This is a genomic window from Rhodococcus sp. KBS0724 (assembly GCF_005938745.2).
Taxonomy (GTDB): Bacteria; Actinomycetota; Actinomycetes; order Mycobacteriales; family Mycobacteriaceae; genus Rhodococcus_F.
On the sequence record NZ_VCBX02000001.1, the window covers coordinates 1,031,847 to 1,045,937 of the forward strand.

At 61.7% G+C, this 14,091-nt stretch carries 12 protein-coding genes; 10 read left to right on the forward strand and 2 right to left on the reverse strand.

Annotation, left to right across the window (positions count from 1 at the left end; all coding sequences use genetic code 11):
* Window positions 1-14 precede the first annotated feature (14 nt).
* Genes FFI94_RS04735 through FFI94_RS04770 form a run of 8 tightly spaced genes read left to right on the forward strand, consistent with a single transcriptional unit; the run spans window position 15 to window position 8,515 of the window.
* Window positions 15-1,196 (forward strand): MCE family protein, encoded by a 1,182-nt coding sequence (locus tag FFI94_RS04735; RefSeq protein WP_138871974.1) that lies wholly within the window; start codon window positions 15-17, stop codon window positions 1,194-1,196.
* Entirely contained in the window at window positions 1,196-2,215 is a 1,020-nt protein-coding gene (locus tag FFI94_RS04740; protein ID WP_138873598.1) for an MCE family protein, read from the forward strand. The genes FFI94_RS04735 and FFI94_RS04740 overlap by 1 nt, the downstream gene beginning before the upstream one ends.
* Window positions 2,212-3,270, forward strand: a complete 1,059-nt coding sequence (locus FFI94_RS04745; protein ID WP_138871975.1) for an MCE family protein — start codon at window positions 2,212-2,214, stop codon at window positions 3,268-3,270. The genes FFI94_RS04740 and FFI94_RS04745 overlap by 4 nt, the downstream gene beginning before the upstream one ends.
* Window positions 3,267-4,568, forward strand: a complete 1,302-nt coding sequence (locus tag FFI94_RS04750; RefSeq protein ID WP_138871976.1) for an MCE family protein — start codon at window positions 3,267-3,269, stop codon at window positions 4,566-4,568. The genes FFI94_RS04745 and FFI94_RS04750 overlap by 4 nt, the downstream gene beginning before the upstream one ends.
* A complete protein-coding gene (locus tag FFI94_RS04755; protein ID WP_138871977.1) occupies window positions 4,568-5,794 on the forward strand; it encodes an MCE family protein in 1,227 nt (408 codons plus the stop codon). The genes FFI94_RS04750 and FFI94_RS04755 overlap by 1 nt, the downstream gene beginning before the upstream one ends.
* Window positions 5,791-7,188: an MCE family protein gene (locus FFI94_RS04760; protein WP_138871978.1), complete on the forward strand. Its 1,398-nt coding sequence runs from the start codon at window positions 5,791-5,793 to the stop codon at window positions 7,186-7,188. The genes FFI94_RS04755 and FFI94_RS04760 overlap by 4 nt, the downstream gene beginning before the upstream one ends.
* Window positions 7,188-7,994: a hypothetical protein gene (locus FFI94_RS04765; protein WP_138871979.1), complete on the forward strand. Its 807-nt coding sequence runs from the start codon at window positions 7,188-7,190 to the stop codon at window positions 7,992-7,994. Before FFI94_RS04760 ends, FFI94_RS04765 begins: the two co-directional genes overlap by 1 nt.
* The gene (locus FFI94_RS04770; RefSeq protein WP_138871980.1) at window positions 7,991-8,515 is read left to right on the forward strand and encodes a twin-arginine translocation pathway signal; all 525 of its coding nucleotides are present in this window, start codon (window positions 7,991-7,993) and stop codon (window positions 8,513-8,515) included. Before FFI94_RS04765 ends, FFI94_RS04770 begins: the two co-directional genes overlap by 4 nt.
* 72 nt (window positions 8,516-8,587) lie before the next feature.
* On the opposite strand, the gene FFI94_RS04775 is transcribed toward FFI94_RS04770, so the two are convergent.
* Window positions 8,588-10,111: a trehalose-6-phosphate synthase gene (locus FFI94_RS04775; protein ID WP_138873599.1), complete on the reverse strand. Its 1,524-nt coding sequence runs from the start codon at window positions 10,109-10,111 to the stop codon at window positions 8,588-8,590.
* 74 nt (window positions 10,112-10,185) lie between these two features.
* On the reverse strand, window positions 10,186-10,365 hold the full coding sequence (locus tag FFI94_RS04780) for a hypothetical protein (RefSeq protein ID WP_378657295.1): 180 nt from the start codon (window positions 10,363-10,365) through the stop codon (window positions 10,186-10,188).
* A 155-nt stretch (window positions 10,366-10,520) separates the two neighbouring features.
* Between FFI94_RS04780 and FFI94_RS04785 the strand changes: the two genes are divergently transcribed.
* Together FFI94_RS04785 and FFI94_RS04790 are read left to right on the forward strand one after the other, a co-directional pair.
* Window positions 10,521-12,272, forward strand: a complete 1,752-nt coding sequence (locus FFI94_RS04785) for an ABC transporter ATP-binding protein (protein ID WP_138871982.1) — start codon at window positions 10,521-10,523, stop codon at window positions 12,270-12,272.
* On the forward strand, window positions 12,269-14,029 hold the full coding sequence (locus FFI94_RS04790; RefSeq protein WP_138871983.1) for an ABC transporter ATP-binding protein: 1,761 nt from the start codon (window positions 12,269-12,271) through the stop codon (window positions 14,027-14,029). The genes FFI94_RS04785 and FFI94_RS04790 overlap by 4 nt, the downstream gene beginning before the upstream one ends.
* Window positions 14,030-14,091: the final 62 nt, after the last annotated feature.

The following is a 14,091-nucleotide window of genomic DNA, read 5'->3' on the forward strand; positions in this document are numbered from 1 at the left end:
GGGGGCGAGGAAGAATGACAGTTCCCAGTTGGCACAAGAAGCTTGCCGCGGCCGGTTTGATCCTCGGACTGGCGGCCATCGTGGCCGTTGCGCTCACCATGTTCTCGGGCGGATTCACCAAAAGCACCCCCATCACGGTGACGTCGTCGCGCGCCGGCCTGGTCATGGAACCCGACGCCAAGGTGAAATTGCGCGGCGTGCAGGTGGGAAGCGTCGAATCCATTTCACTCGACGGTGACCAAGCCAGTCTGCAGTTGGCGATGTTCCCCGATCAGATGTCGAAGATTCCGTCCAACGCCGGCGTGGAGATCAAGTCCACCACCGTGTTCGGCGCAAAATACGTCAACATCGTGATCCCGGACAATCCGTCGAGTCAGCCGATTCAAGAAGGTGCGGTCATTGCCTCCGACAGCGTGACCGTCGAGTTCAACAGCGTCTTCGAACATCTTTCGGAGGTGCTGGCCAAGGTCGAGCCTGAAAAGCTGAATGCCACACTCGGAGCCATCTCGACGGCACTCAACGGACGCGGCGAATCACTCGGCGAGGTCCTCGAATTGGGCGATACCTACTTGAAGAAGATGAATCCCACGTTGCCGCAACTGCAGGAGGATCTGGCCAGCGCGTCCACGGTTACCAACCTGTATGCGGACGTGGCGCCGGATCTCCTTCGCGTCCTCGACAATGCAACCACCACAAGCGGTTCGATCGTGGCCGAGCAGGCCAATCTGGATCTGCTGTTGCTCAACATCACGGGCCTCGCCAATACCGGTAACGCCTTGCTGACCGACAACGAGCAGGCCCTCACCACGTCCCTGGACACCCTGACGGCAACCACGACGCTGCTCGAGGAATACTCGCCCGGGCTGACCTGCTTCCTCGTCGGATTGAACGACGGCCGTATCAAGTTCGAGCCGATGGCCGGCACGGGCGACAAGGCCGCCCTGATGCTCAGTGCGAGCTTTATGTGGGGTTCAAAGGCGTACACAAATCCGGAATCGCTCCCCAAAGTTGCAGCATCGGGCGGACCGAATTGTTACGGCTTCCCCACTTTTGATCCGAAGATCGACGGTAAAGCTCCGTTTGCCGTCACCAACACCGGAAATGTGCCGTTCGTGCCCAACACGGAATTCGAAGTCACAGTTCCGACGATCTTCCAGTTCCTCTTCGGGGACTCCTACGAACAGGACCGGGAGTGATGAGACCGACAACGGTAAAACTCTTGATCTTCACACTCGTCATGTCGGTGATCTTTGCCGGTCTGGCCATCGTGTTCAGTCAGGTGCGATTCAGCAGTAGCAACGGATTTCACGCCACATTTGCCGATGTCTCGGGACTGAAATCCGGAGACAAGGTACGGATCGCCGGTGTCCCGGTCGGATCAGTGACAGGCGTGTCCATCGATGACTCCAACCAGGCCGAGGTCAGCTTCGACGTCGATACTCAGTACTCGTTGATGAAGAGCACCAAGGCAACAGTTCGCTACGAGAACCTGGTCGGCGATCGCTACATGGAGCTACTCGAGGGCACCGGGTCGACCGAGACCTTGTCGTCCGGTGGTTCGATTCCGGTCGACCAGACATCGCCGGCACTGGACCTGGATTTACTGCTCGGCGGCTTCAAGCCGCTCCTGCGTGCGCTTGACCCTCAGCAGGTCAACGATCTTTCCGGAGCGCTGCTTCAGGTACTGCAAGGACAGGGGGGAACTCTGGTTTCGCTTCTCGGAAACACCAATTCGTTCACCAACACCCTGGCGGATCGTGATCAGTTGATCGGCGACGTGATCACCAACCTCAACGACGTCCTCGGCACGATCAACGACAAAGGCGATCAGTTCTCCACCACGATCGACCAACTCCAGCAGTTGGTCAGCGGGCTGGCGCAGGACAGCGGCCCGATCGCCAACTCGATCACCGAGATCGCCGGTGCAACAGGGGACCTCGCATCGCTGCTGGGAGCCACTCGCCCCGACATTCAGACGCTGATCGGTGAAACCAACCGCACCATGACACAACTCGATCTTGGCAAGGAAGACATCAACACAGCTCTCGCGCGTCTGCCCTCGGACTACCAGAAACTCATCCGAGTCGGAACCTACGGTTCTTTCTTCCAGTTCTATCTGTGCGCCAACACCTTCAAATTCTCCGGCCCGGACGGAACCACGATTATCCTGCCCACGGCAGTACAGACCACGGGAAGGTGCGCGAAGGCAGAATGAGTCCTACCCGTGAACGAAATCCCGTACAGATCGGCATCGTCGGTCTGGTCCTGGCTGTCGCGACGGTCGGCGCCGCACTGCAATACGATCAGCTGCAGTTCCTGTCCGGGGGAATCCGGCACTCCGCCTATTTTGCCGACGCCGGCGGTTTGGTTGCCGGTGACAACGTGACATTGGCGGGTGTGAATGTCGGCAAGGTCAGCGAGGTCGAACTCGATGATCAAAGCGTGTTGGTCACCTTCACCGTCCAGGACGGCATTGCGCTCGGCGAACAGACGTCCGCCGACATCAAGACCAATACCGTGCTGGGCCGCAAGTCGCTCGCAGTTCGGTCCGAGGGGCCAGGCCTTCTGCGGACCGGTACGCCGATTCCCTTGGAACGCACCAACTCTCCGTACTCGCTCAACGACGCTCTCGGGGACCTGGGCACTACCGTGTCGGAACTCGACACAGCGCAGATCAACGACTCTCTCAATGCGATCTCGGATACGTTGGCCGACACCCCGCCTGAATTGCGGGGAGCGCTCGACGGCATGACTCGCCTCTCACAGAGCATCAACGCGCGGGACGAGAGTTTGCTCCAATTGCTCTCTCGCGCCGAGGACGTCACCAAGATTCTTGCGGACCGTAGCGGACAGATCGACTCGCTACTGGTGGACGGAAACAAGCTGTTCGGTGAACTGAGCTTGCGCCGCGATGCGATCAGTGAGCTGATCGTCAATACTTCGGCGGTGTCGCGTCAGCTCTCGGCGTTGGTGTTGGAGAATGAGGCTCAAATGGGCCCCACCCTGGAGAAGCTGAATTCTGTAGCCGAGGTTCTCCAGAACAACAAGGACAATATCTCCGGCGCGCTCGACGGTCTCGGTCCGTACATCACGGCACTCGGTGAGACCGTGGCAAGCGGACCGTTCTTCGACGCTTTCATCATCAACATTCTTCCCAGCAACTGGTGGAAAACACTGGTGGACAGCAGTGTTGATCCCGAACAACTTCCGTCGGATCTCGAGGACTTCTTTCCCGGGATTCCGCCGACGACCAGGGGGCCAGGAGAATGACCGACACAACAGCCTCCACCGGTTCGCGTAAGAAGTGGGTACTGATCGGCGCCGCGGCACTGGTGCTCCTGCTCGTCGCCGCTGCGGCCTACCTTCTGATTCCTGGCCTGGGCAAGACCAAGGTCTCCGCCCACTTCGTCTCCACGACGGGACTGTACGAAGGCGACGTCGTCCGAGTTCTGGGCGTCAACGTCGGCAAGGTCACGAAGATCGAGCCTCGAGATCAGGACACCTACGTCGAGATGAAGATCGACTCCGGCGTTGATATTCCCGCAGACGCAAAGGCGCTCATAATCGCCCAGAGCCTCGTGTCCGCACGATTCGTTCAGTTGACCCCGGTGTACTCCGGTGGTGACCAGATGCCCAACGGCGGCGTGATTCCGATCGAACGCACCGCGGTCCCGGTCGAATGGGACGAGATCAAAACCGAGCTAGCCAAACTGTCGGAGGCACTGGGCCCGGAAGGCGTGGACGACGAAGGCTCATTGGGGCGCTTCATCAATACGCTCGGTGACAACCTCGAAGGCAACGGAGATTCCATCCGAAAGACGTTGCGTGAGTTGTCCGACACGATGCATACGCTCTCGGAGGGACGGACGGATCTTTTCTCGACTATCCGGAACCTGCAGGCGTTTGTCACCGCGCTGTCCTCGAGTAACGAGCAGATCGTGCAGTTCAGCGGCAACCTCGCGTCAGTCAGTAGTGTGCTCGCCAGCAGTTCCGACGAATTGGGTACCGCCCTGAGCGATCTCGATCTCGCGGTGGGAGATGTCCAGCGGTTTGTCAACGACAATCAGGCAGGACTGAGTGAATCGGTGGCGCGTCTGGCGGACGCAACGCAGGTGCTGACCGACAAGCGTCCGGAGATCGAACAGGTACTCCACTCCGGCCCGACGTCGCTGGCCAACTTCTACCAGATCTACAAGCCCGCACAGGGGAGCATGACCGGTGCAATCGCACTCAGCAACGTCAAGAATCCGATTCAGTGGATTTGCGGTTCCATCGAAGCCATCGACACCGGGGACGCCCAGAGAAGCGCCGACCTCTGCAAGGAGTACCTCGGCCCAGTACTCAGCACGCTGATCGCGAACTATCCGGGATTCTTGTTCAACCCGGTCTCCGGAGTTCAAGCCTTCCCGGACCAGATCGTCTACACCGAACCAGGTTTGGAAGCAGCGGCAAATCAGGGCAAAGCCGCGTCCAGCCCGCAGGCTGCAGCCGGTCCGCTCGATGGTGTACCGATGCCCTCTGTACCCAAGGACCTCACCGAGCTCTTCAACATGGGGGGAGGCAACTGATGCGCGCCAGAGGTAAAGCGGTAGTGGTGGCACTGACCGTCGGCGTTGCTCTCGGCGCCAGCGGTTGCGAATGGAACGGGCTGAACTCCGTGCCCATGCCAGGCACCCAAGGGCGAGGCGAGGGCTCGTACGAGGTTCAGATCGAAATGCCCAATGTGACGACGCTGTCGCAGAACTCACCCGTTCGGGTGGACGACGTGGCCGTGGGGAGCGTCTCCAACATCGAGGTCCAGGGCTGGCATGCTCTGGTGACGGTCTCGCTCAACCCCGAGGTTCAGTTGCCCGCCAACGCCACCGCGAAGATCGGGCAGACCAGCCTGCTCGGATCTCAGCACATCGAGTTGGCGCCGCCGGTGGAAGAGGAACCGGAAGGGCGCCTCGAAGCCGGGGACGTCATTCCCCTCGAACGAGCGGGTGCCTACCCGACCACGGAACAGACACTGTCTTCGCTGTCCGTTGTGTTGAACGGTGGCGGACTCGCCCAGATACAGGACATCACCACGGAATTGAATGCGGCACTTGTCGGGCGAGAGGATGCTGTCCGCGATCTGCTCCCGCAACTCGATCAGCTCGTCGGAAGCCTGGACAAGCAACGCGGAGACATCATTTCGGCGATGGAAGGAATCGACCGGCTGTCGTACACCGTCGAGGCGCAACGCGACACGCTGAACAAAGCGCTTGACGAAATTCCGCCGGCACTGGACATCCTGGTGGCACAACGCCAGGACATCACCAACGCGTTGACGTCCCTGGGTGGTCTCAGTGAGGTGGCGAGCCGCGTCATCAACGAAAGCGGTGACGATTTTGCCACCAACGTCCGGTCGCTGTCCCCAACTCTGAAAGCACTTGCCGATTCCGGCAACGCGCTGACCCAGGTGCTCGGCGTCCTGCTCACATTCCCGTTCCCGCAGAACGGAATCAACAACGTCATCCGAGGCGATTACGCCAACCTGGCAATGACCATCGACGTGACACTGCCGCGACTCGACGCGAACTTCCTCACCGGTACACCGCTTGCCGGATCCTTGGCCGGCCCGGAAGGTGTTCTCGGCACGCAAGCCGGACTGGGCGGGCAGGCAGGCAACCCGTTGAGTGATCCACTGCGACCGGCCGCCGCTCCGGCTCCGGCGGCAGAGGCGCCCGCTCCAGACCCGAACACCATAACGATCCCGGGACTTCCGCCGATCACCATTCCAGGACTTCCTCAGGGGGCACCAGCACCATGATGCTCACAAAGTTCGTCCGCATCCAGTTGGTCATCTTTGCGGTACTCACCGTCATCGGTCTGGTCGTGATGGCAACGCAGTACGTGCGGGTTCCGGCGATGATCGGGATCGGACGCTACGCCATCACCGTCGAATTACCTTCCACCGGTGGGCTGTACAAGAACTCCAACGTGACCTACCGCGGCCAGAGTGTCGGCGTCGTCAAGGCCGTCGAGTTGTCGCAAACCGGTGTGAACGCCCAGTTGTCCATGGACAGCAGTGTCGAGATTCCGGCTGACGTCGACGCGGTAGTCAAGAGTGTGTCCGCGATCGGCGAGCAGTTTGTCGATCTGATTCCGCACACCGACTCCTCCGGTGCGATCGTCGCATCCGGGCACTTGGAGGACGGCTCCGTCATTCCGGTTGATCGGAGTTCCGTTCCACAAGACGTCGGAGCGCTACTGGATCAGGCAGATTTGTTGCTGCAGAGTATCTCCGACACGAAGCTCAAGACTGTCATCGACGAATCGTTCAAAGCCTTCAACGGTGCGGGACCGGATTTGCAGAAGTTGATCGACTCCGCTCGGCTGTTCGTAGAAGAAGCGAACAACAACTCCGATGCCACCAAGACGCTGATCGAGCAGGCCGGACCGCTCCTCGACACCCAGATCGTCAGCAGCGACGCCATCCGTTCGTGGACAAGCGATCTGGTGACCTTCACGGATCAGCTGCGGGCAAGTGACCCGGATCTGAGGGCAATCATCCAGAAGGGCCCGGCAGCGGCGTCCGAGGCCAATGCGCTTCTCCAGGATCTTCAGCCGACACTGCCGATCCTGCTGGCGAACCTGGTGTCCGTCGGTGAGGTCGGAGTGTTGTACAACAACGCAATCGAGCAGATCCTGGTGATCTACCCACCGTTGTCGGCAGCGCTCGTCACGGTCGCCGGCTCCGGTAACCCGGCGGACGGCGCCCTGGTCGACTTCCATCTCGAAGTCAACGATCCGCCGCCGTGCACCACGGGCTTCCTTCCGGCCGAGGAGTGGCGCAGTCCCGCAGACGAATCGCTGATCGCAACTCCGTCCGACCTGTTCTGCCGCATCGCCCAGGACTCGCCGATCGCCGTGCGCGGAGCACGCAATCTGCCGTGCGCCGAATTCCCGGGCCGACGCGCAGCGACGGTGGAGCAGTGCCGGACCGGCTATGTGCCCCTTGGTACCAATCCGCAATCCGGACCGCCGGAACCGATCACAGCGACCCCCAGTTCCTATGCGTCGGAACCGGGCGTCACCGCGCGTCGGTACGATCCGATCACAGGCACGTACATAGGACCCGATGGAAGGACGTACTCGCAGCCGAAACTCGGTACCGGCGGAGACATCAGTCTCGAAGAGTTCATGAAGGGTCAGCAAGGTTGATGAACGAAGAAGAACCCAAGACGGGGCAGCGTGTGCGTCGTCGGGCGTCTCGCAGCGCCGGACCGACCGGCGCAGATACAGACGCAGCGTCGACGGTAGTGCCCAGTGAAACGGCAGTGCCCAGTGAAACGGTAGTGCCCAGTGAAACGGCAGTGCCCAGTGAAACGGCAGTGCCCAGTGAGAAACCGGCTGAACAACTTGTCGCACTGAACAAATCCGAACCGAGTGTCAGTGAGCCGAAGCAGCCTGCTGAAGAACCGCAAGCACCTGCGGCGGTGACACCGGATTCCGAGTCTTCAACTCCGACGGCACAGCGACCGGCGTCTTGGAAGGTGATCGGCGGGATAGTTCTTGCATCCATTGTCGCGCTGGCGTTTGCAGCGGTGTCGGTACTGCTGTTGGTGGATCGCAGCAAGGCCTCCAGCGCTGACGAAGAGCGGGCTGCATACATCGCCGGTGCTCGGACCACAGCGCTCAACCTGACCACTCTGCACTCGGAGACGGCAGGCGCCGATCTCGACAAGTTCCTGGCCGGCACCACCGAGGAATTTCAATCACAACTCGACGGGCGTAAGGATTCGTTTGTCGACGTTCTCGGGCAGGTAGGTGTCCAGACCGACGGCGAGATTCTCGAAGCCGGACTCGAAAAGATCGACGGTGACTGTGGAACGTCGCTCGTCGCGGTGCGTGCAATGCAGAAGAACGCGGAGCAACCCGAGCCGGAGGAACGCAACTATCGCCTGCGAATCACCATGTGCGATACCGACGGGCAACTCCTTGCCTCGAATGTGGAGTTTGTGCCATGACCCAGCAAACAACTACTACGTCCGCACGGGTGTCACCACTGGTCATAGTCCTCTGTGTGATCAGTGCGCTCGCCATTGCGCTGGCAGGACTCTCGGCGTATCTCTACTTCGGTCCGGACGGAACCAGGGATCTGGCCGCAACGGACAACACCAGGGACGAAGTGGTGCAAGTGTCCTCGGACCAGGCAGTCGCGATGTTCCAGTACGACTACAACAACGTCGATCAGCAATTGCACTCGGCAACAGAAGGATTGACCGGTGATTTCGAGAATCAGTTCACTGAGTTGATCGAGTCGGTGATCATTCCCGGTGCACAGGAGAAGGCGCTGACCGTCCAGGTTGTTGTCCAAGGTGCCGCGATTCTCGATGCCGCACCGGATACCGCGACCACAATGCTCTTCCTCAATCAGATCACGACGTCGAAGGATTCACCCGAGGCGGTCGCCAGTGGCAGTCGAGTCAAGATGGGACTCGAGAAGCAGGATGGTCGCTGGCTGGTGAGTAGCGTTCAACCGTTCTGATCGACACCTGCTCGACATAAAACAACCCGGCCGAGGGAGTCCCCTCGGCCGGGTTGTTTTATGCCGGCGTACTCAGTTGTTGTTGTTGTCGTCGATTTCGTGGTTCTCGCCCGGTGCGATCAGTGCCGGCCCCGCAGCGCCGCCGTGTGCAAGAGCGTCGAGGAACGAGCGAGCCCAACGGTCTACGTCGTGAGTGAGCACCTGACGGCGCAGGGCGCGCATGTGGCGTCGTCCGTCTTCCTTCGGCTGGTTCAGCGCTTCCACCATGGAATCCTTGACGTCGTCGAGGTCATGGGGGTTGCACAGGAATGCCTGACGCAATTCTGCTGCCGCGCCGGTGAATTCGCTGAGGAGTAGAGCACCGCCCAGGTCGCTGCGGCACGCTACGTATTCCTTGGCAACCAGGTTCATGCCGTCGCGAAGTGGGGTGACCAACATGAGGTCGGCGGCAACAAAAAATGCAATGAGTTCGTCGCGGTCGACCGGTCGGTGGATGTAGTGGACAACAGGGCGGCCGACTTCACTGAACTCGCCGTTGATGCGGGAGACCATCTGCTCGATGTCACCGCGCATCTGGACGTAGCTTTCGACGCGCTCGCGGCTGGGAGTTGCCAACTGGATCATGACGGTATCGGCGGGATCTATCCGTCCGTCGATGAGTAGTTCGTGCAGTGCGTTCAACCGAACGTCGATGCCCTTGGTGTAATCGAGGCGGTCGACGCCGAGCATGATTTTCTTGGGGTTGCCGATCTCTTTGCGAATCTGCTTGGCGCGGTCGCGAATTGCCTTGGAGCGTGACCGTTCGTCGAGCTTGCCGGAGTCGATGGAGATGGGGAAGGCGCCGACACGGACGGTGCGGAAACCCACTTGCACAACACCGAGTTTGGAACGGACCCCGACGTTGCCGCGTGAAGTTTGTTGTCCCGCAAGCCGCCTGGCGAGGAAGAGGAAGTTCTGTGCGCCGCCGGGCAGGTGGAAACCGATGAGGTCGGCGCCGAGGAGGCCTTCGATGATCTCGGTTCGCCACGGCATCTGCATGAACAGTTCGACCGGGGGGAACGGAATGTGCAGGAAGAATCCGATGGTGAGGTCGGGGCGCAGCATGCGCAGCATCTTCGGTACGAGCTGGAGTTGGTAGTCCTGGATCCAGACCGTCGCGCCGTGGGCCGCGGCCTTGGCGGTGGCTTCGGCGAAGCGGCGGTTGACCTCGACGTACGCGTTCCACCATTCGCGGTGGTACTCGGGCTTGACGATGACGTCGTGATAGAGCGGCCACAGCGTCGCGTTGGAGAAACCTTCGTAGTACTCGTTGATCTCGGTGGCGCTGAGCGGTACCGGGTACAGCTCTAGTCCGTCTTCGACGATGGGGTCCATGTCGGCGTCGGCAACACCGGCCCAGCCGACCCACGCGCCTTGCTTGCTGCGCAGGATCGGTTCGAGAGCGGTGACCAAACCACCGGGACTGCGCTTCCACCTGGTGGTGCCGTCTGGCAGTCGCTCGAGGTCGACGGGCAGGCGGTTCGCTACTACGACGAACTCGGCCTGCCCGGACACAGTTTCCTGCGGGGAAGGGGCACCTGCGTCGTCAGAGGGGATTGAGCTGGCCGATTCCGGACTGACAGACACGTGGTTCCTTCTCGTTGGGGAATAGTGAAAGACTCGATCGAGATTCAGTCGACTTTGCTGACGGGGCTGATACCGAGCATCGAGAGCAGCATCCTGCACTCGTCGGCGTCTTCCGCGTAGGCAGCGACAACGCGCTGAGCCATGCGGGCGGTTTCCTCGGCTACGGTTTCGATTTCCTCGTCCGGGATCTCGACTTCGGCTTCGACGGTCGTCTTCTCAGACATCATGTTCCTCTCGTGCTTGCCTGCACGGCGCAAGCAATGGTTCTTACAGCGACTCTATGAGAACTGGGCACGTCAACGCTAGTTGCTCATGTATTAGGGTCGACTTACTTCTGTGTGTGCCCGACGTTCCTGTTCCTATCAATGCTTGGAGTTCCATGAGTTCGACCTCCGCGAGTGACATCGTAGATTCAGGTGAATCAGACACAGGTAAACACAGCGGTGCAGCGATCTTGCGACGGGTTCTGGTGCGAAACCGGGGACCGCTGGCCATCGGTACCGTCCTGGTGTGCCTGCATCAGCTCGCCGAAACCGCGGTGCCGATTTCGATCGGTGTGATTATCGATCGAGCAATCGAGACTTCGGACACCACCGCGATCGTTGTGTCGATCTGTGTGCTCGGAGCGCTGTTTCTCGTCCTCACCGCTGCCTGGAGACTAGGCGCGCGGTTCATCGTGACAGCGATGCAGCAGGAGGCGCACCGATTGCGCCTCGAGGTGGCGCACCGCGTTCTCGACCCGAGGGGCGTGCGCACGGACCTCCGATCCGGCGAACTGCTCACAGTGTCGACGTCCGACGCGGAACAGGCGTCGTGGATAGCCGACGTCGTGCCGCGGGCAGCAGCAGCGCTGACTGCCGCGGTGGCGTCGGCCATCGCGTTGCTGTGGATCGACCTCACGTTGGGGCTGGCGGTGTTGATCGGCACCCCGGTCATTCTCGGACTACTGCAACTGTCCGCGCCGCTCATCACGTCCCGCGCGACCGGGAAGCAGGCGTCGATCGCCCGTGCGTCGGCAATGGCGACGGACTTGGTGAGTGGACTGCGGCCGCTCCGGGGTATCGGCGCGGAGAAGGCGGCGTCCGATCGCTATCGCGGTGCAAGCCGCGAAGCCCTCACATCTGCGGTACACACGGCAAAGGCCACCGCGATCTACACCGGTGTGTCGGCGACGGTCAGCGCGTTGCTTGCCGTGGGGATCGCCGGTTGCGCCGGCTACTTCGCATTGCAGGGCCGAATCACGGTGGGAGAGTTGATCACCGTGGTCGGCCTGGCGCAGTTCTTTCTCGAACCCCTCGGTCTCCTTGCCTCTCTCCCCGGATATTTTGCGGTTGCTCGCGCGTCGTCCGATCGGCTGGCCTTGGTGCTCGACGCCGATCCGATCCTGACACCGGGGTCGGTTACCGAGACACCGAGCTACGATCTGACTCTCGAAGGGCTGCAATTCCGTTCGTTGAATGGCGTCGATCTGCACTGCGACGCGGGCGAACTGTTGGGCGTCGTGGCGTATCAACCGCAGGACGCCGAGGCGCTTGCCACGGTTTTGTCTGGGCAACCGGGTGCACACGAGTACGGAGGTTCTGTTCGGATCGGCGGAATCTCGCTGCAGGACATGGACTTGGCGCTGGCGCGGCGCACCGTGCTCGTGGAACCGCACCTGACCGATCTGTTCGGGGGGTCGCTGGGCTCCAATCTCGAGGCGGGCGTGGGCGATACACAGTCCGCGGATCTGGGGCAGGCGCTGGCTGCCTCTGCCGCCGCCGACGTCGTCGACTCCCATCCCGACGGACTCGACCTCGAGGTCACCGACCGCGGAGCCAGCCTGTCCGGCGGTCAACGGCAGCGGGTCGCGCTGGCACGCGCGTTGCTGACGAAGGCGCCCGTGCTGGTGCTGCACGATCCGACAACCGCGGTGGACGCCGTGACGGAGGCGTCGATCGCGGCGGGCATCGCGGAATTGCGACACAGCGGAACAGGTCTGCACACCACCGTCCTGATCACGAGCAGTCCGGCATTGCTGGCGGCAACGGATCGTGTGGTCGTTCTGGATCAGGGAGTAGTAACGGCGCAGGGGACTCACGCCGAACTCGCACACCACGACACCGACTATCGAGGGGCGGTTCTGCGATGACCGAGACAGAGACTCGCGAACTGTTGCCGATCGCGGGCGGCCGCGAAACCTGGCAGTGGTTGAAGTCGGAGCTGGCACAGCGAAAGCTGCACAGTTTTCTTGTTGTTGCCGTGTCCGCCGCAGCGGCCGCAATGGCGTTGGTACCGATCTACGTCTTCGGTGTCCTGGTCGACCGGGTTCGTGAGGGTGCCCCCACGTCGACAATTCTGACGGTGGTGGCGATCATCGCGTCGGCGGCCGTTATCGGCGGTGTGTTCACGGGATTCGCGTCGTATCTGGTCAAGAAGCTGGGTGAGACGATCCTCGCGGATCTACGCGAGCGAACCGTCGATCGAGCGTTGCGGTTGCCAGTCCCGACGCTGGAGAAGGTCGGCAAGGGCGATCTGCTTTCTCGCGTCGGCGATGACGTCGCCGTCATCGCCAAGGCCGTCTCCGAGGTGATTCCGAACCTGATCGGGGCCGTTCTTCTGGTCGCGCTCAGCATGGTGACCATGCTCGGACTGGACTGGCGCCTGGGTCTGGCCGGTTTGGTGGCGCTGCCGATGTACGCGATGGCGCTGAAGTGGTATCTGCCGCGATCGGCGCCGATCTATGCGGCTGAGCGCGTGGCGATGGGTGCACGGTCGCAGGCATTGATCAGCAGTGTTCAAGGTGTGCGGACAGTGCGGGCTTACAGCCTGGAGAAAGAGCATCTGAGACGGATCGACGACGCGTCGGCGAAGGCCCGCGATCTGGCGGTGGGAGTGTTCGGCCTGTTCACCAGGTTCGCCGGGCGCGGGAACCGGGCAGAGTTCGTGGGCCTGTCCATGATCCTTGTTGTCGGGTTCCTGCTCGTGCGCGACGACATCGTGACCGTCGGCCAGACCACAACAGCAGCACTGCTGTTCCACCGGTTGTTCAATCCGATCGGTTCGCTTCTCTACACCTTCGACGAAGTGCAGTCGGCGGGCGCGAGCCTGGCACGACTGGTCGGTGTTGTGGACATTCCGGAACCCCACCGCACCACAATCGAGGTGGCTGAACCCCAGGATCGATCACTGACATTGCGGGACATCCGGCACAGCTACGACGGCCGCGAGGTTCTCCACGGCGTCAGCCTCACGCTGGCCGCGGGGGAGCGGGTGGCACTGGTCGGCTCGACCGGAGCCGGTAAGTCGACGGTCGCGGCGATCGCTGCCGGATCGTGGGCACCGACGTCGGGAAGCGTGCTGATCGGTGGTGTTGCGTTGGCCGGCCTCGCCGATCTACGACGCCACATCGGCATTGTCAGTCAGGAAGTGCACGTATTTGCCGGCCCCCTGATCGAGGACCTGCGCCTCGCCGCACCCGAGGCGTCCGACGAAGTTGTGATGTCGGCGCTCAAGACCGTCGGAGCGTCGCCGTGGGTGGCGGCCTTGAGCGACGGTCTTGCAACCGTTGTCGGCGAAGGTGGCCACGAGATGACGGCGTCGCAGGCACAACAATTGGCATTGGCCCGGCTGGTTTTGGCAGACCCGGCGCTCGCGGTACTGGACGAGGCGACGGCGGAGGCCGGGAGTGCTGGTGCCCGCGAACTGGAGGCAGCTGCCGATGCGGCGACGGCCGGGCGAACCACTCTTGTTGTCGCCCATAGGCTTACCCAAGCGGCGGCAGCGGACCGGGTGATCGTTCTCGAGCACGGACGGATCGTGGAGGAGGGGCCGCACCTCGATCTGGTGGCTGCCGGCGGGCGGTACGCGCACCTGTGGGCAGCATGGGAAGGTCGTGAGACGCGATAGTGTTGCCGCAAGCGGGGGAGCTTCGGTCAACCCGAAATCAGGCTGAGAAGCACTGCGGCAGA